The organism is Oceanobacillus longus (assembly GCF_042650085.1).
Classification (GTDB): domain Bacteria; phylum Bacillota; class Bacilli; order Bacillales; family Amphibacillaceae; genus Oceanobacillus; species Oceanobacillus longus.
In genome coordinates, this window is the sequence record NZ_JBHSAO010000006.1 from 225,061 (window position 1) to 247,353 (window position 22,293).

Below are 22,293 nucleotides of genomic sequence, written 5' to 3' on the forward strand. Positions count from 1 at the left end.
ACAGAGGTTACGCCAGAACGATAAGAAAATCATTTTATTCCCCATAATGAACGATAATCGCCAGCCAAATTGGAATATTACTCTCATCTTCAATTTAGGGAGGACATACCACACCCACCCCTATCACTTTACACAACTCTTTCGCTTCGTCTACTTTGCATAACATGAACAAATACTAAATAAACGAGTGGTAATAGACCTGCCAGTAGTACAACACCATTCCAACCTGCAGTGTTCCAGATTGGACCTACTGCTGAACTACCTAATGTAACACCAACATAGTAAGCAACTAAATATAGACTTGAAGCACTTCCTTTATGATGTGTTGCATGTTCTGTCACGGACGTTGCTGTCAATGAATGCGCAGTAAAAAAGCCAAGACATAGCACACACAAACCGATTACTATTACGATTAAAGACTGGCTAAAGGTGATAAATGCCCCCATTGATAATACGATAATTCCAGCAATACGAACTTTCTTTAAATTAAGTTTCCCCGCAAGCCAACCAGCAAGTGGCGCTCCTATCACTCCCAATCCGTAGGCTAAAAATGTATAGGAAATAGCTTCCATTGATAATGAAAAAGGCTCAGACTCCAAATGGAAAGGCAAATACGTCCATATCGATGTGAAGGAAAATTGCAGAACAACACCTATTCCAATGATGACAAGAATGGCAGGATTTTTTAAATGAAAAACCATCCCTTCCATATCCTTTTTAAATGGAAGTCTGCTAGCTTCAAAAAATCTTGATTTGGGTAGGAATAAAAATACAAGTACGGAAATGAATACGCCAATTCCAGCAAAAACATAAAATGCTGTTTGCCAAGAATAGTGGTCGGTTAAATAGCCAGTAACCACTCTCCCAGCCATTCCACCAATAGCATTGCTTGATATGTATAATGCAGTTGCTACACCAACACTTCGCCGATCAATTTCTTCATTCAAATAAGCAAGCGATGCAGCAGGTAAACCGGCAAGTGCAAATCCTTGAATAAAGCGCAGCAGTACAATCAGATAAAAAGAGTCAGATAGAGGAATGAGAAAGAATGGAATAACCGAACCAATTAATGAAAACTTAATAAAGAAAGTCCTTCCTACCCTATCTGATAGAAATCCTAAAATAATTAATCCCATGATTAGTCCAACAATCGTCATTGACAATACCAACGTGGACTCTGAAACCATGACATCAAATTCCTGGACAAATAATGGTAATAGTGGTTGAACGACATATGTACTTGCAAAAACAAAAAAAGATGCAAATGCTAAAATCAATGTTATCTTCCAAAAATAATAATCCTTGATCGTATACTTGTGCTCCTGCCTCATCACATGACACTTCCTAGTTTATATAGATAAATCGCTTTCTCTATCTACTATAGCATAATCTATTTCGTAAAAATCTATAATTATCAGCCTAATTCGAGATATATCAGCTTTTCTACATCAGGAAATACGTTACTGCAACTATTTTCCGGAGAAATGATAAACATTGTACTATTTATAAAACAGGATAGCTGCGTAAAGAACGCAGCTACCCTGTTTATTTCAATTTTCATTCACACTTCTTCATCATCGAATACTACTTCACGCAATTCATTCGTCTCTTCAAAATCCACGATACGGTCCAGATCCAGTAAAATCAATAGATGACTATCTACTTTTGCTACACCCTTAATAAATGTATCTTTGACCCCACCTACAAGTCTTGGTGCAGCCTGTATCATCTCATGGTCAATATCCATTACTTCTGTAGCTGCATCGACGATTAGACCTACCTGCATATCTTGAACAGAAACGACGAGGATGCGACTATCATCCGTCGTTTCTGTTTCAGCAATCAGGAGACGTTCCTTTAAATCAATAATAGGCGTCGTTTCTCCTCGCAATCCGGTTACACCTTTAATAAACTCGGATGTTCTTGGAACTTCCGTAATATCCTGCACCCTTTCAATGGAGATGACCTGCTGGATATTTACCCCAAAAGATTGCTCCTTTAATTTGAATACAATAAATTTTGTTATTTCTTCCAATTTATGACCCTCCGACTCTATTTAATTAATGCGTTTGGATCCAGTACTAATGCAACTTCACCGTCACCTAAAATAGTTGCACCGGAAATGGCGAAAACATCTTTTAAGTAGTTGCCAAGCGACTTCAATACAACTTCTTTTTGTCCAACAAAGGAATCCACAATTAAACCAGTCAGTTTGTCCCCTTTTTTGACAATAACAATGGAGAATTCCTGCTTATTGTTTACTTCCTTTGATGGGACGTCAAATATGGTTTCTAAGGAAACGAGTGGAATAACTTTACCTCTAAAGTCCATTACCTTCTTACCATGGGCGTACATCATCTGAGTTTTATCCAGTATTGCGGTTTCAATTATACTGGATAATGGTACCGCATAAGTTTCCTGCTGTACTTTAATTAGCAAGGTAGCAATAATCGAGAGAGTTAATGGTAATTGAATGGAAAAAATACTTCCTTTTCCAGCTTTAGATTCAATGGATATCTGACCGCCAAGTGATTCTATTTTATTTTTAACAACATCTAGACCAACCCCACGACCAGAAATGTCCGATACTTTGTCAGCAGTACTAAAACCCGAAGATAAAATAAAATTAGCAACTTGATCATCGGTTAATAATTCCGCCTCTGCGGCAGAAATAAGTCCATTTTCAATTGCTTTTGACTGCACCTTTTCTCGATTTATGCCAGCACCGTCGTCTTCAATTTCAATAAAAACATGATTGCCACTATGGTATGCCCTTAATATTAAATTGCCTTCCTCATGTTTACCAACCTGCTTCCGAACATCCGGCAATTCAATTCCGTGATCAACGGAATTGCGAATTAAATGTACTAAAGGGTCCCCAATTTCATCAATAACCGTTCGATCGAGCTCCGTATCTGCACCAATTATGTTAAGATTAATATGCTTATTCAAGTCTTTGGCAAGTCCTCGGATCATCCGTGGAAATCGATTAAATACCTGATCAACCGGTACCATGCGCATTGCCAAAATTAAACTTTGCATATCGGTTGATACACGGCTCATATGCTCAACGGTATCTGTAAGGTCACTATTGCTTAGACTATCTGCAATTGCTTCCAGTCTACTTCTGTCGATAACCACTTCTTCAAACAAATTCAACAGATCATCGATTTTTTCAAGATTGACCCGGATCGTTTTGGAACTACTATTGCTTGTCCCAGGTGCAGACTTTTCTGTAGTTGCAGCCGCATCTTCTTGTACGAGTTGTGACACCAGATTCTCCTCATCAATTGGCAGATCGTCTTTCTCCGAATTAGAAATGGTAACCAGATTACCAATATCCACCTCTTTAACCTCAGATACTTTTTCAATGATCGTTTTTATTGTTTCAGCCTCCATTGTTGAGAGGAATATCATTGAAAATTGTTGAGCAAAATTACCTTCTTCAATTTCTTCGACAGAAGGATTTGTCCGAATCATTTCCCCACGATCTTCCAAAGACTCAAAAACCATATAGGCACGAGCGCCTTTTAAAATACAATCGTCTGTCAATGTAACTGTTATTTGATAAGGGAAAAATCCCTGTTCACTGGCCTGGTCGATAATGGTTATTTGAAATTCGTCAAGATTCAGTTCTTCCGTATTAATGAAGTTACCTTCATTTGCAACTGTTGATTTGATCACTGCCTTAACCGGTTCTCCCTGTTCAATTTGATCCAGTTGCTGTACCAATTCGGAAACATCTTTTTTCCCGTCTTGTCCTTCACTGATGGTGCTAACCATATCTTCTAAATATTCAATTGCTGAAAATATAATATCAATAATAGCAGTTGAAACCGTTAATTTATGATTGCGAATCAAATCCAATACATTTTCCATTTTATGAGTTAAGGAAGCGATATCCTCATACCCCATTGTTGCAGCCATTCCTTTTAATGTATGGGCGGACCTGAAAATCTCATTTACAAGATTTAAGTCCTGAGGTTGTTTCTCCAATTTAAGAATATTATCATTAACCGCCTGTAAATGCTCGCGGCTTTCATCCAAAAACACTTCCAAATATTGATCCATATCCATAGGAAAAATCCTTTCTCATTTCCAATTTGTCACATAAATTCTTTGTTTAAGGCTATTTTCAGAATAGCAGATTGACTTCTATTTCAATAGTCTTTTTGAAAATTATGTAGGCTAAAATCCCTAATTTTTATATCGGTTGAAGAGCGAAAAATGTGAAGGGTAAAAAGGAAATACGAATCTATATGAAAAACAGGAAACAGAATCACTCCGTTTCCTATCCTATCCTTAAAATAAGAATATCTCTAAAGCTTAAATTTTCTAATGAGTTCATTTAATTCTTCTGCTGAATTTGCAAGCTGCTCTGAGCTTGATGCAACTTCATCCATCGAACTGCTTGTTTGTTCCGTAGAAGCGGCAATTTCCTGAACACCTGCAGCCGACTCTTCTGAGACAGAAGCAATTTCTTCGACAGACCCGTTCATCTGGTTTGTACTATCTGCAATATCCAAAAGGTTTTCTGATACGATATTTATATCCGTTACCATGTTCGTAATGGAAGACTTTACTTCTTCCAACATTTCCGCGGTTGACTGAATTTGATATGTACCCTGTTCAACTTCTTTATAGCCACCTTTCAATGAATCGGTCACATTACTTGTCTCTGTTTGGATCGTACCTACTATCTCTGTTATATCCTTTACAGAGTCAGAAACCTGTTCAGCAAGCTTTCGGACTTCATCTGCTACAACAGCAAATCCTTTTCCATGCTCACCGGCTCTTGCAGCTTCTATTGCTGCATTTAAAGCGAGCAGGTTTGTTTGTGAAGCAATTTTCTGAATCACAGATATAAGTTTAGAAATCTCCTGCGACTGCGTATCCAGTCCTTGAACCTTTGCAACTGAATTTTTTACGAGCTGGTTTATTTTCTTCATTTGAACATTCGAGTTTTCCATAAGCTGGCTTCCAATTCCGATTTTCTCCAGTACGTCATTCGAATTAACGTGAACATTTTCACCTTTTTCTTTTGCTTCCTTAACCTTAATCGAGAATGTGCTCATAACAATTGCTAGATCACTAGCACTATTTGCCTGTGTTTCCGATCCTGTAGCTAATTCTTCCATTGTGGTTGCCACCTGATCCGTACCGGCTTTCACCTCATTCGCAGAGCTTGTTAACTCTTCCCCTTGACTGGATAACAGTTCGGATACTTCACTAAGTTTTGTAACGACATTATTCAAATTATAGCTCATTTCGTTTGTCGAAATAATAAGTTGGCCGGTTTCATCCCTAGTGGTAACTTCCAACGGTTCTTGACTGATATCCCCAGATGAAACCATCTTCATCCGATGCATCACTTTATTAATCGGCCTAGAAATACTGTTGGATGTAATCATACTTGAAACAATTGCGACAGCAAGTATGATAACGCCAAGTGCAATCATACTGATATAATTTATTCTATTATTTTCTAAAATGTTTTTACCCAAATCAGTTATAATCTCTTCTCTTGTCTCAGATGCAGCAATCATTGTATCGATTATTTCATCCGTTAGTGGACTTAAGTCATTTTTCATCATCCTTAATGCTTCGTCCTGATTCCCACTTTCATAGAGAGCTATGATTTCGTCGGTAAGTGTTCCCCATTCGATTTTCTTATTTATTAATTCTTGATTTTCTTTACTATTATTTAAAGCTAATAACTCCTCTTCTAATTCAAAAGAAGCACCAAGTGAGTCTGTAAATCTATTCTTTTCATTTACATCATCGAATAATAAATAGCCTCGTAAATAAGCTTCCCGCGTAGCCATATTATTTGCCAAGTTTTCATCGACAATCAGCAAGGATAGTTGATAATCCATGATTTCGGTCGTTTGTTCATTCGTGGTACGAATCATATAAGAATTAAATAGTATAAATATAAGTACAAGGAGTATTACGACTGCAAAACCGGATAAAACCCTTGTTCTAATGCTTTTAAAATTGTATAACTTCTTCAATACTTCCACTTCTTTCATCCTCTTATTGAGGTATATTTATTTCATAATTAGGCAGAATGAGTACTTCCACTCTTCTGTTTTTCGCCCGATTCTCCTCACTCGTATTTGCTACAATTGGTTTGTGCTCTCCGAATCCTTTCGCACTGAAGAGGGTAGGGTCCAATTCTTCATTCTCCAAAACAAGACTCATAAAGTTCAAGGCACGAGTCACACTTAGTTCCCAGTTCGAGCTATATTCTGATGTACCAATCGGGACATCATCAGCATGTCCACTGATAACAATCTGATGTGGAGGCTCTGTATATAAAAGATTAGAAACATCCCGTGCAACTTCATTACCTTCTGTTTTTACTTCTGCACTGCCAGAATCAAAGAAAATATCATTTACAATGGTGATCAGCAAACCCTCATCCGTCAATTCCGTACCTAACTGATCAGTAAGACTATTTTCATAGATATAATCTTGAATCATCGTTTGCAGTTGTTCTAATCGAACGAGTTCACCTTGAGAATCGCTTTCAGCTTCCTTATCTTTTTCCTCATTCTTATCTTCCTGCACTTCGTCTGCTGGCAGAGGTTCTACCGGAGCATTATTTTGCTCTAGCAGTCCAGTCCCACTGCTCGAAAATTCACTGCGGAACACACTTGATAGTTCTTCATACTTTTGAACATTGATATCACTCATCGCAAACAGAACAACAAATAATGCTACTAGAAGTGTCAGTAAATCAGAATACGGGAGCAGCCACGATTCATCAATATGCGATTGCCTTTTCTTTTTTCTTCTACTCATTGGCATCAGCCTGCTTCATCGCTGCCATCTCTTTACCAGAGAGTAAAGATCCAAGTTTCTCTCTAACGATCATTTTAGAATCTCCTGTCGTTATAGAGAGAATTCCCTCTACCATAATTTCCTTGTTTAAAACTTCTTTTTTGGACTTCTCCCGTAATTTATTAGCAAATGGATGCCATAACACATACCCAGTAAAAATACCTAACATTGTTGCAATAAAAGCTGATGAAATTGCATAACCAAGCGCATCTATATCGGACATATCTCCTAAGGCAGCAATTAAACCAATTACCGCACCAAGCACCCCAAGTGTTGGTGCATATGTACCCGCCTGGGAAAAAATAGCTGCACCCTCTTCATGTCTTTGCTCCATCGCATCTATTTTTTCAAGCATTATATCTTTGATAAAATCGGGTGACTGTCCGTCGATTGCAAGCTGCAACCCGGATGATAAAAATGGATCATCTACCTCTGAAACCCGTTGTTCCAGTGTTAGGATTCCTTCTTTTCGGGTCTGATCTGCCCATTCACTGAACATTTGAATCAGATCCTTTCTGTCTATATGGTTTTGTTCTGTAAAAAGAATTTTAAATAGCACAGGGACTTTTTTTAAGGTGCTTGCTGGAAAAGCTATGGTTACAGCAGCAACCGTTCCTAGAAGTATAATTAAGATTGCTGCAGGATTTACCAGTGCCATGACACTTACGCCTTTAAGCACCATACCTACTCCAATCGCAACGAGTCCTAATATCAAACCTATAATCGATGTTTTATCCATGCGGTTACCTCCTGAAGAATATGAAATCTTTCATTGTAAAGTTGTTATTCTTTTTATCGGTTTATATTGCGAGGAGTGTAGTGAATTATTGGAATGTCGAATATTTCGATTATTGCTCGATGGATTCGACAAAATTCGGGGAGTGACAGGCACTCTTTATTTCGATATATTTCACTCTCCTCCTCATTTCCAGTAAAATAAAAACAGATCATTGAGAAAGGGTGAATCAACATGCTAAACACGTTTGTATTAAACACGAACAATCATTCAGAAATGATAGAAATTACTGCAGAAATTGAGGAGTGGATACATAATGAAGGAATAGCAGATGGCATTGCAGTAATCACATCTCTACATACAACAGCAGGGATTACAGTAAATGAAAATGCGGATCCGGATGTGAAGCGGGACATGCTTATGAGGCTAGATGAGGTCTATCCATGGGAACATACAAAGGACAGACATATGGAAGGTAATACAGCATCTCATTTAAAAGTAAGTACTGTCGGCCATGCACAGACGCTGATCATCTCAAACGGTGCGTTGTTGCTTGGTACATGGCAGGGCGTCTATTTCTGTGAATTTGACGGACCGAGAAGAAACAGGAAGTATACAGTAAAAATAATGGAAGGTTAAGCTGATCACAGGACAAGCAGTTCTCCTTTTGGTGTTAATCATAACTGCTTGTTCTGCCTGATTAATTGTAAAGTTTTTAGGTACCTTTAGCATAGTTACGAAGACTTATTTTTTTAAAATATACGCTGCTTTTAATCCTTTTTCATCTTCTTCCCTCCTCTCTCTTCCATATCTAGGATGTATAGCTCAGTTATATTTTCCCTATGTACCTGATAAAGGCGATTAAATGTCCCGAATCACAACCAATTTGATTAAAAAATTTAAATTTAGATTATATAGAAATTATTTAAAATATTTACTATAATATAGGAAACTGATGTTCTTTCAGGTTGTGCCATAGTCATTATTTTTGCCTTTATTAGATAGAAGGGAGGAAAATTAGGATGAAAAAAAATACAAGTCCTGATGAGGAACAATGTGAATACACATGGGCTAAACAGTTTGTTGATGAAAATGAGTTGATTTTCCGTAACAATCTGATGCGATCATTTTTGCTTACGAAGAATAATTGTTTTCTTCTGGATCAGTCCATCCGTTATTCAACATCTGATGCAAAAAAAGCGTTAGATAAGGCGTTCCAAGATCATCTTGCCGAGATAAGGTTAATTAGTCAATTATCAAATGATTTGCGAAGGTATGCAATTCGTTACGACCAAAAATTTAACCTGGAAAGGAAACGGCAATTATTAATTTTGGACCAGCCAAATCATATTGATACGAATAACCCAGCATCGAAAGTCGATCTTATTGCAGACGATCAAGCTTTATCTGTTGATGAGGAAGCCTTGGAAAACGATAATCACTTGGAAAGTAACATTGGAAATCCTTCTCTTTATCAAGCTCTTCATTCTCTCACACCAAGACAGAAATATATTTTAGAAGCATCGTATCTTTTTCATATGACTGATACGGAAATCGCAGCTAAAGAAGGTGTCTCCCAGCAATCCATTTCCAAAACAAGAAACAAAGCTTTAAGCAACCTAAAAAATCAGTTATTAGCAGAGGAGGGTAAACATGAATGAAATTTCCGCTCTCTCTTATATGGTCCAATCCATGGAAAATGTCGGGTTTCCGGTTGTGGTTACTTTAATTTTGTTAATTCGTTATGAAGTAAGAATGGAACGTTTAGAAAAACATTCCAAAGATTTATCGGATATTATAAAAGAATTAAGGAGGGATATTTCATGACTCGACTCATTGATTTAACGAAAAAAATTCAAAAGCAAAATGATATCGAATCGTTGGAAATTGTTCTTCATTTATTTGAACCGAAAATCAGAGTTTCTTTGAAACAGACTTCTCCCCAAGAACGGGAGGACCTGTATCAGGAATTGAAAATCAGAACAATTGAGATTGTTAGGCAATATGACTTCCATAGCACATATGGATTTTGGGAATTCACAGATATACTAAGGAAACAATACTATATGGAATATGCTGAATCAAAGTAGCTCTACAAGTTCTAAAACGCATACTATATTCAACGCTTAGAGGAGGAAAGTACAAATATTGTATAATAAGAAAATAATTTATTCTGTTTCTAATTTTAATCCTCCGGTATAGAATCCGTTCTCTTTCAGAGGGGGACGGGTACATAATGCTAGAGAATACGAGTTCAGCTGCGCCCCTCACCCGCTTTTCTAGGTGGGGGAAGGAAACCGCTCTAATTACCTCTTTATTTCTCTTACTTTTTATGATGTACAAGCCCATCATCTTCCTGAAAAGATCTTACAGTGAACCAATCCCGCTACATGAACTACCCAACTATATTATAAAAGGGAGAACTGTTTGTTCTCCCTCTCCTTCTGTCTATTTATTTTCTCTTATCTATCCTGAACTGCTGTTTGTACTTGAAGTTGATAATTTTTTGCCATTTCAACAGCGCTTTCTGCTTCAATATATCCCCATAAATCATCAAGTGTAGAATGAGAAGTTGCCTTTAAGATGCTTTTTATATCATTCGGACTGAGCTTCGGGTTAGCTTCCAACATAAGGGCGATGATTCCTGCACAAATTGGTGTTGCCATCGATGTACCTGACAACTGGATGTAGTTTTCATCGATAATCAACTCTGGTATTTGTGATTCGATTGCTGACCCTGCGGCTAACAGTGAGATAATATTTGTACCTGGTGCATAGATATCTGGTTTAATTAGGGAATCGATTGTAGGTCCCCTACTGGAATAATCTGCGATAATATCATCCTTACGTTCGATCGTATTCTGATCATCCGTCGATCCGACCGTTATGATAAATGGGTCGATTGCTGGGGTACTGATTGTTGCTGCAGCAGGTCCACTGTTTCCGGCTGGTGCACATACAACAATTCCTCGATGCCACGCCTTCTGTGCCGCTCGTGATAGTGGATCATCTCTGAAAGATTCATAGGCAGGAGCTCCGAGTGATAAGGAAATGATTCGAATATTATGCGCTTCTTTATGATCCATACACCATTCCAAACCTTCGATAATCGTTGATAGTCTACCACTTCCCTGTTCATCCAAAACTTTGATTCCTATTATAGAGGCTTCAGGTGCTGGGCCTACATATCTTCCATTGGAGAGATTACCGTTTCCAGCAGCATCACCGGCACAATGTGTTCCATGACCATTATCATCATACGGTTCGCTTTCACCATTTATAAAATCTTGAAACGCTATTATTCTATTGGAGGGATTGATCAAGTCTTCATGCGGGTAAATTCCTGTATCGATGACAGCAATCGTTATCCCATTTCCAGTTAAATCAAGATTTTTATGAACATGAACAGCACCTATTTGCTCACTCGCGACATCTAGAAAGGAAGTTACAATTCGATCGTAAAAAATCCGATCTACTGCTTCATGGTCTTTAATCTCTTTTATTTTATCAGGTGTTAAATGGCCTTTCACACCATTTATACTATGCAGTTCTCTTTCGAGTTTGTTATGAGAATCTAAATTGCAGGTTTTTAGGAGATCGTCTTTTTTGTCTTTGTCACAGTTCTTCTTCAAATAAACGATAATGGGGATTTCATTGCTGTTAAGTACATTCGTGTCTACTTTGCGGAAGTTCCATAATTGTTCCACCAGGCCAGGGTCAAGTTTGCGATCGGTATCTTCAAACCATACTCTTTTCCTGTTACTCATTTTACTCCTCCTTTTAAAATAATCTATCTTCATTGATAGATTAGCAATCAAGATAGATGATAACAATCCGACAACAGGACTATTTTTAGAAAATTAAAATAAAAAGTAGTAGTTTTGTCGATAGTTTGATAGCTTTTTGATTAATATTTGTTGCTTTTTAAGCATTGCAGAGTTGAGATGAAATGCTACGTAATTTCTATCTTTATTAGATCCTATCCATAAAGCGACGTAACTTCTGGGTGGTATTCTAAGATGTGTGCTATTGTTGCCGTCCGGGATCGCTACGGGCGGATGCTTTCCTCGGGCACGGCCTCAGCCTCCTCGAGAAACCCACTCTGCGGGGTCTTCGGACACGTGCTGGGACTGCGATTACTCGCCCCACCGGAAACATTTGTTCCCGCAGGAGTCACCGCCCTTCGCTCAACCGGACTGGTGAAGCTGTAGGATGTTATTTTATCTATTAGCAAGTGTAGTCATTGTCAACAACCTTCCAGCTATGGGAAATACACGTAGACTTCTGCGGGAGGAAAGGCATAGGTGAGACTCTGAAATGCGTCAGCATGAAGAGGCTCACCAGCCGCCCGCGAAAAGCGAAGTGTATTTCCCATAGCGGTCGCCGAAGCTTCTACATACTGTTAGAAACAACCAACAGTTATAGTTTATGTATTTTTTGAACTAACAACAATTCTTTTAGAATACACCCATTGATAGGATAGTAGATTTTAACCTTTACATTTTGAGACTTTTTACGTAATGACAAGCATACAATTAACTATATTTTAATATTATCAAATAATTTGATAATATTGTTTTGAATACGTTTACAAAATAATTAAGGAGGAATAATTGTGAAAGGATTAACTTCATTCTTTGACCGTATGGTTCAGCGTTATTTACCGGATGCATTTTTATTTGCTATTATCTTAACCTTTGTCGTTTATCTTTTGGGTGTGCTATTTACAGACAGTGGACCTGTTCAGATGATTGAGCATTGGGGAACGGGGTTTTGGGATTTACTTGCTTTTGCTATGCAGATGGCCCTCGTAGTTGTTACAGGGTATATTTTAGCAAATGCACCGGTTGTTAAGAACCTGCTGGCGAAATTGAGTACACTTGCCAATACGCCAGCACAAGCAATTATGTTAGTTACCTTTGTTGCCATTATAGCTTGTTTAATCAATTACGGGTTTGGCCTTGTAGTTGGAGCGCTCTTCGCTATTCACGTCGCAAAGCGTGTTCCATCCGTGGATTACCGCTTATTAATCGCCAGTGGATATAGTGGAATGCTTGTCTGGCATGGTGGTTTTTCTGCATCTATCCCACTAACCATTGCAACACCAGGGCATTTTTTGGAAGAAACGTTGGGAACAATTCCGGTAGTAGAGACGTTATTCAGTCCTTTTAATATTTTCACAGTTCTTGTACTCGTTATTACCTTACCTTTATTTAATCGTTACTTGTTAAATGGCACAGATCCGCTTAGAAACACGGATGCGGCTTTGTGGAAGTCAGATACTGAGGAACAAACCGAACATGAAATCACACAACCGTCCACACCTGCAGAGAAGCTTGAAAACAGCCAAATTGTTTCACTGATTATTGGTGTTATGGGTCTTGCTTTTATTGTTTATCATTTTGCTACAAATGGATTTGATTTGAATATCAATATCGTTAACTTCATTTTTCTATTCCTAGGTATCATTCTTCATAAAACGCCAAGACGATTTCTAGATACAGTAAGTAACGGTGTGAAAAATGCAGGAGGAATTATTATTCAATTCCCTTTTTATGCTGGTATTATGGGGATGATGGTTGCTTCTGGTCTTTCGGAACAAATGTCTCTCTGGTTCGTCAGTTTTTCAACTGAATATACACTGCCATTTTTCTCCTTTATTAGTGCTGGTATCGTGAACTTCTTCGTTCCCTCTGGTGGTGGACAATGGGCAGTTCAAGGTCCAATTATGATTCAAGCAGCTCTTGAAACCGGCGCAGACACAGCGAAAACTGCAATGGCAGTTGCATGGGGAGACGCATGGACGAACATGATTCAGCCATTTTGGGCACTGCCTGCACTCGCAATTGCTGGTCTGAAGGTTCGTGACATTATGGGATTCTGTGTAATGATCTTACTATTCAGTTTTATTCCTATCTCCATTGGTCTGTTTTTATTTTAATAAAAATCCAAAAATCCCCGATTCCTTCATTGGAGTCGAGGATTTTTTAATTGAGCAACGATAATACCAATAACAATCAACACAAATCCTACCACGATGCTTGGGGTCATTTCTTCGTTTAATAGTAAACTGCTAAACACAAGTCCAAACATGGGAACGAGCATGGTGGAGATTGTTGCTGTTACCATATCAATCATTCCTAAAATAATAAACCACACCGTGAAACATAATGCTGAAGCCAGTACACCTGTGAAGAGAATATAATAAGTGCTTTGTGCATTTAGGTGAACAGGCTCCCCCCATTCCATAAATAAGGTAACAATAAAAATAGCTATCGTTCCAAACAACATCTGAAATGCAGTTGCTTGTATTTTTGGTAAATCCTGTACATGTATGCGGTAATATACATTAGATACGGCCCAAGAAATGGCTGCAATAATAATTAACAATTCCCCAATTATAATAGACGGGTTCTGTCCAACCCATATGTCCCAACCAAGAATCGTCAACAATCCAAGCATTCCTATCCATAGACCTGCCATTTTAGCCGGAGTTATTTTTTCCTGTAAAAATTTAGTTGCTAGCATACTACTCCAAATCGGCATAGAGTAAAGTAGAACAGAAGATTTTCCTGCATCAACATATCGTAATGCGAACATAACAAATAGAAAAACAATTGCCGTTTGCAGAGTACCAACGATCAATAAATGTTTCCAGGACTCTCTCGGGGGTATTCCTATTTTCAACAGCCATACGAAGAGCATTAATGTTACTGTTCCAACACCAAATCGTAAAAAGGAAAATGAAAATGGACCCATGAATTCAATTGAAGCCTTCATCAATACCCAAGCATAACCCCATATGATGGTAATAGTAAGAATAAGTAACCAAAGGAGAAGTTTATTTTGGCGAAGCGTTTTTATACAAGGAAATTTTTGTGTCATAATGATTTTACATCCTCCCTGGTTCATTTATAGTTTATGCTAGCAGGTTTAGTGGATAGTTAAAAGTAAATATGAACAAAAAAAATAAGCCTGCCTTAGCACGCTTAGCTGATTGCTTTATAGACTGCTATCTCTTCTTTAGCTCTGCTCATGATACAATCCAAGACCTGAGACAGCCTATCGTTAAGGCTCTGTGCATTTTTTTCCAAACCATGGATATTTATCTCCACATCATTAACTCGTGTTTCCAACTGATTTATTAATTCATCCATATGATAGCTATTTTCTTGAACATCTTTGACATCATCGAGTAATAATGTGATGGATTCCAACAACTCGTCAATAATTTCCTGAGTCAAATCGTCCCCCCCTATGACTTTATTTTATTTCAATCGTGCATTCATTCACAAGTGTAATTAGTATGAATTCAATATTAAGGTATAGGTCATATTATCTGTATTTCAGAAAAAACAGTTAAAAACTGCCCTATTATAGTCTTCAAAGCTAATATTTTCTTACTGACAATTCATTTATGATATCCTATATAAATATACATGCAAAGGAGCGGTTTATAATGGACAAGCTTATAGAAAATCAAATTATTGGCCTATATCAACAACTTATTATTTCGTGGAATAATCGCCAAGCCCATGATATGGCTGATGTATTTACAGAAGACGGTGTACAAATCGGTTTTGATGGCAGCGTAGCAGATGGGCGTGAGGAGATCTTTTCACATATTGCTCCAATATTTAGAGACCACCCTACCGCACCGTTTGTAACAAAAATAAAAGAGATAAGTTTGTTAAATAACGATACAGCTATATTACGTGCGATTGCCGGAATGGTACCCCCTGGCCAATCGGATATCAACTCGGAGGTAAATGCCCACCAAACAATGGTTGCGGTTCATAAGAATGGAAACTGGCGTGTGAAACTTTTTCAGAATACGCCTGCACAGTTTCATGGAAGACCAGAGCTTGTAGAAGAAATGACAACTGAACTAGAGAGTTACTTTAACTAAAAACATGAAAATGTTTACTCCTCTTCTTTTCAATTAAGTACAAACTTAATTGCATATTCTAAAGGGAGCGACTCAGCACATCAAGCAGGGATTTCCCCATCTTGGTTCAAGCACAAAAAAGCGCCGCCCCAAACAAGAGGAGCAGCATACTATTATTTATTTTCCTTGAGAATATTACCAGCGAGAGCATAAAGCACAGCATAGGTGACAAAATGGGATGAGTTATCATTTGTGTCCTGCTGTGGATAAACTTCCACATAGTCCATGCCACGAATACCGAGTTTCGCAAATTCATGAATGAGTTCCAATAATTCATAGGAAGTGAGGCCATTTCCATCAACCGGCCCCCCAGGATTGAAGGCGAAATCCAAAACATCACTGCAAATACTTAAATAAACTGCTTCTGTTCCTTCACTTGCAATCGAATAGGCCTTTCGTGCCAATTCTGTAAGATCCGTTCCAGCCTTTCTTATTTCCCTGACAGATATCGTTGTAGCACCAACTTCATCCGCATACTTCCCAGTCTCCGGCTGATTGCGAGGCCCGTGAATCCCCATATGCACAATACTTTCATTACGCACGCTTTCACTTTCATATATTCGGTGGAAAGGTGTACTGCGTGCATAGAGGTCACCTTCATAATCCGGATGATTATCGTAATGGGCATCCAAATGTAGGATGCCTACTTTTCCTTTTACTTCCTCACTTAATGCTTTTACGATTGGAAAGGTAATCCCATGATCTCCACCAAAGGCGACAGGAAATTTGCCCGTTTTCCATACATCGGTTGCGAAATTTTCAATACGAGTCATCGTTTCCAGTGTATCAGCTGGAACGACGTCCACATCTCCCAAATCACCAATCTTATAATGACTCAAAACATCCATGTGATCTAATTCAGGTAAATAGCCGGAATATCGAGCGGAATTCAAGCGGATAACCTTTGGCCCAAGCTCACAACCAGTATAATCCCCCCATGTTACCGCCCCTTCCCACGGTACGCCATATACGAGTACATCTCTATCATGATAACTAGTATCTTTTAGGCAGACTTTCTTTCCGCCTAAATAACAAGGTGTATTGCCATATAATTTTTCCGTCATAAACTTTCACTCCTATATTATTTGACTCCTGCAACTTTATCAAACTCTTCTTGCATTTCTTTTGTAGGTCCCTTTCCTATAAGACTAAATACAATAATTGCTATACTTGATAAAATAAATCCTGGTACCATTTCATATAAATCCGAACCTGTTAGCGGCCATAGGAATATCGTAATTCCACCAACAATAATCCCAGCCAAAACTCCATTACGCGTTGTTTTCCGCCAAAATAAGGAAAACAAGATTGCTGGCCCGAATGTTGCCCCAAAACCTGCCCATGCATAGGATACAAGATCAAGTACGGAACTGCTCTCATTCCATGCAAGTATCAATGCGATAATCGCAATAACGAGTACCGAGATTCTACCGACCCATACAAGTTCTTTATCACTTGCCTTTTTACGCAAATATCTTCGGTAAAAGTCTTCTGATAAAGCACTCGATGACACGAGCAACTGGGAATCAACCGTACTCATAATTGCTGCTAATACTGCTGCAAGTAAAAAGCCTGCAACCCAAGGATTATAAACTACCTGTACGAGTTGAATGAATACCTGCTCCGAGTCAGCTAATGGCTGATCAAATGTTACAATCCCAAGCATCCCTACAATTAAAGCTCCATACAATGGAATAACAAGTCCCAGAGAAACACTTATTAAACGCGCTTTCCTGACTTCTTTATGAGAACGAATCGCCATAAACCTTGCTAAAATATGTGGCTGTCCAAAATAACCAAGTCCCCAGGCAAGAGCTGAAATAATACCGACCGCTCCAATTGCTCCGGCAGATTCCCATAGAACTCCCCCTGCTTCATCATAAGATGTAGCAGCAAATGCATCTATTAAACTACTGTTGATAGAACCCAATTGACTAAACAATTCCCCAAATCCACCAATTTGAATCAATCCATAAATGGCAGTAAATAATAAGGCTGCTGACATTAATACACCTTGAATGAAATCTGTATAACTAACTGCGAGGAATCCACCCAAGAAGGTATACGCTACAATTATAATTGCTCCAACGACTAGTGCTATATGATAATCAATATCGAATGTTCCTTGGAATAACTTCGCACCAGCCACAAGACCTGATGCGGTATAAAAAAGAAAAAATGCTAAAATAAATAATGCGGAGATCACTCTTAATAAATGGGAATTATCTCGAAAACGGTTTTCGAAAAACTGCGGTAATGTAATGGAATCATTTGTATACTCGGTATAAATTCTTAATCGCTTTGCTACATACTGCCAGTTAATCATCGCACCAAATGCCAAACCAATGGCAATCCACAAACTCCACTGTCCAAGTCCTGCTGCATATGCTGCACCGGGTAAACCGATAAGTAGCCAACCGCTGAAATCACTGGCTGATGCTGAAAATGCCGTTACCCAACTATTTAATTTTCGACCACCGAGAACATAATCTGATAATGTGTTTGTCATTCTGTATGTAATAATTCCGATGGTGATCATAACTGCTAGATATGCGACAAATGTTATAAGTGTTGGATTCATACGTCATCACTCCCCTTGTCCGTAAAGAAAGTAATGATCGCCCATACGACCAATAATGGCATCGGTACGGCAAACCAAAACAATGTCCAGCCATCAAGCATAAATTCCTCCATAGTAAGCCCCCTCCTATTTTTTATACGCTACTTTTTTCCTTTTCCCATACAGAATAATATTAAACCGGAAAATTTAAAATATTGTTGCATAGTTTAGAACTATGTAATTCGATTGGCTATTATGACTAGACATTCGCTATTGTCCAATCTATTAATCTATTTTACCTGGTTCCTTTACACTATCTTTTTAAAATATTATTTCACAATATAGTTAGTTTGTGTGATGGACAATTTTAATAGCGTGCTATAATTAAAATAGAATTTAATAAATAATGTGAATTCTATGAATAAATAAAAGGAGGAAAACTATGCAAAAACGTTTTATCTGTATCGTTATTACTGGATTACTAGTCTTCTTGATTATTATTACCACAAGTGAGCCTGTACAGGCAAAAAAAGATTCTAAGCCCCGCTTTACTTGGGGAGATCCTGGAGCTACATCACCCGTCTTGCATCCAGGTTCCGTTAATGGAGCTGGTATGATGGAGGGCCCTTTATTGGAAATCGGGCCTTATATGGAATCAGCAATTGAAAGTGGCGCATTTCCTGGCGCTGTCACATTTGTTGCAAGGAAAGGTCATATTGTCCAACAGGAGGCATATGGACATGCATACCTATATGAAGATGACACTGGTAATACAACCGACCAACCGATTAAAATGAGTCAAGATACCATCTTTGATCTAGCCTCCATCAGTAAAATTTTCACTTCAACAGCAGCTATGGTTTTGTATGAACAAGGTCTTTTTGAACTTGACGACCCTGTTGCTGATTACATTCCAGAATTTGCTGGGAATGGTAAAGAAAATGTAACGATTAAACAACTTATGACCCATACATCAGGATTTACCCCATGGATTCCGCTTTATACGATTGGAGACAATCGCGAAGATAGACTGCAATATGTTTATCAGTACCCACTTAATAACACACCAGGATCTACATACACCTACAGTGATTTAAACATGATAACCTTAGGAGCTCTTATTGAACGTTTATCAGGCCAGCGTCTGGATGAATTTGTTTATAAGAACATAACAAAGCCACTAAAAATGAATGATACGATGTATAACCCACCGGAATCATTAAAGCATCGTGTTGCTGCAACAGAGTACCAACCCGGGATTAACAGGGGCCTTGTCTGGGGTGAAGTACATGATGAAAGTGCTTGGTCCTTGGATGGCGTGGCAGGACATGCAGGCGTATTTTCAACTGCAGAGGATCTAGGTAAACTTGCACATATGTTTATCAATGATGGACGTTATGGCGGAAAACAAATTCTTAATCCGGAAACAGTAGAGTTATTAGTTGAAAATCAAATCCCTGCGTTTCCTGGTAATGATCATGGATTAGGATGGGAGATTTCACAGGCATGGTACATGGACGGGCTTTCCGGACCTGCATCAATTGGGCATACCGGTTATACAGGAACATCACTTGTCATTAACATGGAAAACGATACGATTGCAATTCTTTTGACAAATCGCGTCCACCCTACACGTGATACCGTATCAACAAACACTGCCAGAAAACAGCTTTCAAGACTCGTTGCAAATGCAATTCCCGTTGCTACTCCAAATGGGGAAGACGCATGGTACGCCGGACATGGTGATCATTTGGAAAATCGCAATTTAACAGTCGAAGTAAATGTAAAGGACGATGCGACACTGTCCTATGATACGTGGTACAGAATTGAAAATTATTGGGATTTTGGATATATCGAAGTATCAAGTGATGGTGATCATTGGAATACTGTTAAAGATGCTTATTCCGGAAGCAGTGAGAACTGGCTTCATGAACAAATTGAAATTCCTGCAAATACGACCCAAATCCGGTTTCGTTACGCTACCGATGGAGGTGGAAATGAACGTGGCTGGTATATAAGCAATCTGAAACTCACCGATTCTTTAGAAGAAAATATACCTTTTGAAGTGGTAAGCGATGGATGGGTCGAACGTAATTATTAATGAATTAGAGGAGGAGTATCATGAAATTTTTTCGCAACGCTCCATTTATTTTTGTCACTATAATTGTGCTTATGTTAAGCACATTCACCTTTTCAGGTAGTAAAGTTATTGCTGCAGAGGGTAAAATCCATGATTTAATCATATTCCAAAACGTTCCAGAAGCTGCTATAACCGTTGAGGATAAACAAATCGATTTAAATGTACTGAATATCTATGAAGATGGTCATTTTAAAATGAATTCTGAGGATTTAACATGGGCTTCGAAAAATAAGAATGTTGCTACGGTGGATCAGAATGGTGTTGTTACATTCACTGGGCAAAACGGCCGTTCCTTCATCACAGTCACAGATGGTAATTCAACAGATCGAATCGCCGTGCACAAGAAACAATCCGAGGAGCTTGTTATGAAAGAAAAAGGAAATCGCTACGATGTAATCGAAAATGCAATCAAAGGAATGACACTAAATGAAAAAATAGGTCAAATGCTTATGCCGGATTTTAGAAACTGGGACGGGGAAAATGTAACTGAAATGCTCCCCGAAATCGAACAGCTAGTAAAGGAATACCATCTTGGCGGAGTCATTTTATTCGCTGAGAATGTTGTCACTACAGAACAGACAGCCCGCTTGGTAGCAAATTATCAAGAAGCAAGTGAAAAATATGGATTGTTGCTGACGATTGACCAGGAAGGTGGGATTGTTACCCGATTGCAATCAGGTACACATATGCCCGGTAATATGGCACTTGGCGCAACCCGTTCTGCTGAAACCGCAGAAAATGTAGGACAAGTGATTGGTAAAGAACTACAAGCTTTAGGAATTAATATGAACCTCGCTCCAGTATTGGATGTAAATAATAATCCTGATAATCCGGTAATCGGTGTACGTTCGTTCGGAGAATCACCTGAACTGGTTGCAGAAATGGGAACAGCATATATTCAAGGTTTGCAAAGCACAGGGGTTGCAGCAACTGCTAAGCATTTTCCAGGACACGGTGATACCGCTGTTGATTCACATCTTGGACTGCCTGAGGTTCCACATGATAAAGAACGTTTATTGGAAGTAGAACTCTTCCCTTTTCAACAGGCAATGAAAGAAGGCATTGATGCAGTCATGACGGCACATGTTACTTTCCCTAAAATAGATGATACGAAAGTAATCTCTCAAAAAGATGGTACGGAAATATCTTTGCCTGCTACCCTTTCCTACAAAGTATTAACCGGTTTGATGCGTGAAGAAATGGGATATGACGGTGTGATTATTACCGATGCTTTGAACATGGCTGCGATCGCAGAACATTTCGGATCCGTTGATGCCGTCATCCGTTCTGTAAAAGCCGGAACAGATATTATATTAATGCCTGTTGGTCTTGAGGAAGTAGCAGATGGCTTGGTAGAAGCAGTTGAAACAGGAGAGATAACAGAAGAACGTATTGAGGAATCCGTTGAAAGAATTCTAACATTAAAAATGGAACGGGGAATTATCAAATCTGAGAACTCCCTCCCTATTGAAGAAATAATAGCAAATGCTGAAGCGATTGTTGGTTCGGATGAACATAAACAAGTAGAAGCAGACGCTGCCAACCAATCAATTACCCTTATTAAAAATAATAATGTGCTTCCATTCACTTTATCTGAAGATGAAAAAATCGTTGTCATAGGTAATACGTTTATCAATAGCCTGCACGATGCAGTCAATGCGTACCATACGAATACAGACCTCTTTATAGCATCTGGGCCGCTCGATGAGGACCAACTAGCCCAACTTGAGGATGCTACTGCAGTTGTTGTTGGATCGTACACCTATAATGTAAGCGGCCGTTCACCAGACAGTGCACAAATGCAATTGATCAACCAACTTATTGAACATGTGGAAGCACCGATTGTCGGCGTCGGCATCCGTAATCCATACGATATTATGGCATTTCCTGCAATTGATGGTTATTTAGCACAATACGGATTCAGGCCTGCAAGCTTCCAGGCAACAGCAGCAACCCTTTTTGGCGAAAACAATCCAACTGGAACGCTGCCAGTAACCATTCCCGATCAAAATGGCGATTCACTATTTGAATTTGGCTTTGGACTATCCTACTAATAATAAGGA

Annotated in this window: 19 protein-coding genes; 8 read left to right on the forward strand and 11 right to left on the reverse strand. The window is 38.6% G+C overall.

Going from position 1 to position 22,293, the window contains the following annotated elements:
* Window positions 1-128: 128 nt before the first annotated feature.
* The 6 genes from ACFOUV_RS08780 to motA form a co-directional block, all read right to left on the reverse strand.
* A complete protein-coding gene (locus ACFOUV_RS08780; RefSeq protein ID WP_379496383.1) occupies window positions 129-1,331 on the reverse strand; it encodes an MFS transporter in 1,203 nt (400 codons plus the stop codon).
* A gap of 230 nt (window positions 1,332-1,561) precedes the next feature.
* Window positions 1,562-2,035 (reverse strand): chemotaxis protein CheW, encoded by a 474-nt coding sequence (locus ACFOUV_RS08785; protein WP_379496384.1) that lies wholly within the window; start codon window positions 2,033-2,035, stop codon window positions 1,562-1,564.
* Window positions 2,036-2,052: 17 nt separating this feature from the next.
* Entirely contained in the window at window positions 2,053-4,077 is a 2,025-nt protein-coding gene (locus ACFOUV_RS08790) for a chemotaxis protein CheW (RefSeq protein ID WP_379496385.1), read from the reverse strand.
* Window positions 4,078-4,319: 242 nt separating this feature from the next.
* On the reverse strand, window positions 4,320-6,023 hold the full coding sequence (locus tag ACFOUV_RS08795) for a methyl-accepting chemotaxis protein (protein ID WP_379496386.1): 1,704 nt from the start codon (window positions 6,021-6,023) through the stop codon (window positions 4,320-4,322).
* A gap of 13 nt (window positions 6,024-6,036) precedes the next feature.
* A complete protein-coding gene (gene motB / locus ACFOUV_RS08800; RefSeq protein WP_379496387.1) occupies window positions 6,037-6,807 on the reverse strand; it encodes a flagellar motor protein MotB in 771 nt (256 codons plus the stop codon).
* Window positions 6,800-7,585 (reverse strand): flagellar motor stator protein MotA, encoded by a 786-nt coding sequence (gene motA, locus ACFOUV_RS08805; RefSeq protein ID WP_379496388.1) that lies wholly within the window; start codon window positions 7,583-7,585, stop codon window positions 6,800-6,802. Before motA ends, motB begins: the two co-directional genes overlap by 8 nt.
* 231 nt (window positions 7,586-7,816) lie before the next feature.
* On the opposite strand from motA, the gene ACFOUV_RS08810 reads away from it, so the two are divergent.
* From ACFOUV_RS08810 to ACFOUV_RS08825, 4 genes are all read left to right on the forward strand, one after another.
* Window positions 7,817-8,221: a secondary thiamine-phosphate synthase enzyme YjbQ gene (locus ACFOUV_RS08810; RefSeq protein ID WP_379496389.1), complete on the forward strand. Its 405-nt coding sequence runs from the start codon at window positions 7,817-7,819 to the stop codon at window positions 8,219-8,221.
* A 383-nt stretch (window positions 8,222-8,604) separates the two neighbouring features.
* Window positions 8,605-9,243, forward strand: a complete 639-nt coding sequence (locus ACFOUV_RS08815) for a sigma-70 family RNA polymerase sigma factor (RefSeq protein WP_379496390.1) — start codon at window positions 8,605-8,607, stop codon at window positions 9,241-9,243.
* Complete coding sequence (locus ACFOUV_RS08820) at window positions 9,236-9,409, forward strand: YvrJ family protein (RefSeq protein ID WP_379496391.1); 174 nt, start codon at window positions 9,236-9,238, stop codon at window positions 9,407-9,409. The genes ACFOUV_RS08815 and ACFOUV_RS08820 overlap by 8 nt, the downstream gene beginning before the upstream one ends.
* Window positions 9,406-9,672, forward strand: a complete 267-nt coding sequence (locus ACFOUV_RS08825) for a helix-turn-helix domain-containing protein (RefSeq protein WP_379496392.1) — start codon at window positions 9,406-9,408, stop codon at window positions 9,670-9,672. The genes ACFOUV_RS08820 and ACFOUV_RS08825 overlap by 4 nt, the downstream gene beginning before the upstream one ends.
* 372 nt (window positions 9,673-10,044) lie before the next feature.
* On the opposite strand, the gene ACFOUV_RS08830 is transcribed toward ACFOUV_RS08825, so the two are convergent.
* Complete coding sequence (locus ACFOUV_RS08830) at window positions 10,045-11,349, reverse strand: S8 family serine peptidase (RefSeq protein ID WP_379496393.1); 1,305 nt, start codon at window positions 11,347-11,349, stop codon at window positions 10,045-10,047.
* An 848-nt stretch (window positions 11,350-12,197) separates the two neighbouring features.
* On the opposite strand from ACFOUV_RS08830, the gene ACFOUV_RS08835 reads away from it, so the two are divergent.
* Window positions 12,198-13,523: a short-chain fatty acid transporter gene (locus ACFOUV_RS08835; protein WP_379496394.1), complete on the forward strand. Its 1,326-nt coding sequence runs from the start codon at window positions 12,198-12,200 to the stop codon at window positions 13,521-13,523.
* Window positions 13,524-13,549: 26 nt separating this feature from the next.
* Here the strand turns inward: ACFOUV_RS08835 and ACFOUV_RS08840 are convergent, their stop codons facing one another.
* Both ACFOUV_RS08840 and ACFOUV_RS08845 read right to left on the reverse strand, forming a co-directional pair.
* Window positions 13,550-14,467 (reverse strand): DMT family transporter, encoded by a 918-nt coding sequence (locus tag ACFOUV_RS08840; RefSeq protein ID WP_379496395.1) that lies wholly within the window; start codon window positions 14,465-14,467, stop codon window positions 13,550-13,552.
* Between the two features lie 104 nt (window positions 14,468-14,571).
* The gene (locus ACFOUV_RS08845) at window positions 14,572-14,826 is read right to left on the reverse strand and encodes a hypothetical protein (protein WP_379496396.1); all 255 of its coding nucleotides are present in this window, start codon (window positions 14,824-14,826) and stop codon (window positions 14,572-14,574) included.
* A 215-nt stretch (window positions 14,827-15,041) separates the two neighbouring features.
* Here ACFOUV_RS08845 and ACFOUV_RS08850 point away from each other — a divergent pair, with 215 nt between their 5' ends.
* Complete coding sequence (locus tag ACFOUV_RS08850) at window positions 15,042-15,491, forward strand: SgcJ/EcaC family oxidoreductase (RefSeq protein ID WP_379496397.1); 450 nt, start codon at window positions 15,042-15,044, stop codon at window positions 15,489-15,491.
* 152 nt (window positions 15,492-15,643) lie between these two features.
* On the opposite strand, the gene ACFOUV_RS08855 is transcribed toward ACFOUV_RS08850, so the two are convergent.
* Window positions 15,644-16,594, reverse strand: a complete 951-nt coding sequence (locus ACFOUV_RS08855; RefSeq protein ID WP_379496398.1) for an agmatinase family protein — start codon at window positions 16,592-16,594, stop codon at window positions 15,644-15,646.
* A gap of 17 nt (window positions 16,595-16,611) precedes the next feature.
* On the reverse strand, window positions 16,612-18,111 hold the full coding sequence (gene putP, locus ACFOUV_RS08860; RefSeq protein WP_379496399.1) for a sodium/proline symporter PutP: 1,500 nt from the start codon (window positions 18,109-18,111) through the stop codon (window positions 16,612-16,614).
* Between the two features lie 421 nt (window positions 18,112-18,532).
* On the opposite strand from putP, the gene ACFOUV_RS08865 reads away from it, so the two are divergent.
* Both ACFOUV_RS08865 and nagZ read left to right on the forward strand, forming a co-directional pair.
* A complete protein-coding gene (locus ACFOUV_RS08865) occupies window positions 18,533-20,191 on the forward strand; it encodes a serine hydrolase (protein ID WP_379496400.1) in 1,659 nt (552 codons plus the stop codon).
* 20 nt (window positions 20,192-20,211) lie between these two features.
* Window positions 20,212-22,284, forward strand: a complete 2,073-nt coding sequence (gene nagZ, locus ACFOUV_RS08870; protein WP_379496401.1) for a beta-N-acetylhexosaminidase — start codon at window positions 20,212-20,214, stop codon at window positions 22,282-22,284.
* Window positions 22,285-22,293 lie beyond the last annotated feature (9 nt).

Bases quoted from the DNA above. Each gene is read 5' to 3' on its own strand.
- ACFOUV_RS08865 (WP_379496400.1), top strand. From the start codon at position 18,533: ATGCAAAAACGTTTTATCTGTATCGTTATTACTGGATTACTAGTCTTC.
- ACFOUV_RS08810 (WP_379496389.1), top strand. From the start codon at position 7,817: ATGCTAAACACGTTTGTATTAAACACGAACAATCATTCAGAAATGATA.
- putP (WP_379496399.1), bottom strand. From the start codon at position 18,111: ATGAATCCAACACTTATAACATTTGTCGCATATCTAGCAGTTATGATC.
- motB (WP_379496387.1), bottom strand. From the start codon at position 6,807: ATGAGTAGAAGAAAAAAGAAAAGGCAATCGCATATTGATGAATCGTGG.
- ACFOUV_RS08825 (WP_379496392.1), top strand. From the start codon at position 9,406: ATGACTCGACTCATTGATTTAACGAAAAAAATTCAAAAGCAAAATGAT.
- ACFOUV_RS08840 (WP_379496395.1), bottom strand. From the start codon at position 14,467: ATGACACAAAAATTTCCTTGTATAAAAACGCTTCGCCAAAATAAACTT.
- motA (WP_379496388.1), bottom strand. From the start codon at position 7,585: ATGGATAAAACATCGATTATAGGTTTGATATTAGGACTCGTTGCGATT.
- ACFOUV_RS08815 (WP_379496390.1), top strand. From the start codon at position 8,605: ATGAAAAAAAATACAAGTCCTGATGAGGAACAATGTGAATACACATGG.
- ACFOUV_RS08850 (WP_379496397.1), top strand. From the start codon at position 15,042: ATGGACAAGCTTATAGAAAATCAAATTATTGGCCTATATCAACAACTT.
- nagZ (WP_379496401.1), top strand. From the start codon at position 20,212: ATGAAATTTTTTCGCAACGCTCCATTTATTTTTGTCACTATAATTGTG.
- ACFOUV_RS08780 (WP_379496383.1), bottom strand. From the start codon at position 1,331: ATGAGGCAGGAGCACAAGTATACGATCAAGGATTATTATTTTTGGAAG.
- ACFOUV_RS08790 (WP_379496385.1), bottom strand. From the start codon at position 4,077: ATGGATATGGATCAATATTTGGAAGTGTTTTTGGATGAAAGCCGCGAG.
- ACFOUV_RS08830 (WP_379496393.1), bottom strand. From the start codon at position 11,349: ATGAGTAACAGGAAAAGAGTATGGTTTGAAGATACCGATCGCAAACTT.
- ACFOUV_RS08820 (WP_379496391.1), top strand. From the start codon at position 9,236: ATGAATGAAATTTCCGCTCTCTCTTATATGGTCCAATCCATGGAAAAT.
- ACFOUV_RS08855 (WP_379496398.1), bottom strand. From the start codon at position 16,594: ATGACGGAAAAATTATATGGCAATACACCTTGTTATTTAGGCGGAAAG.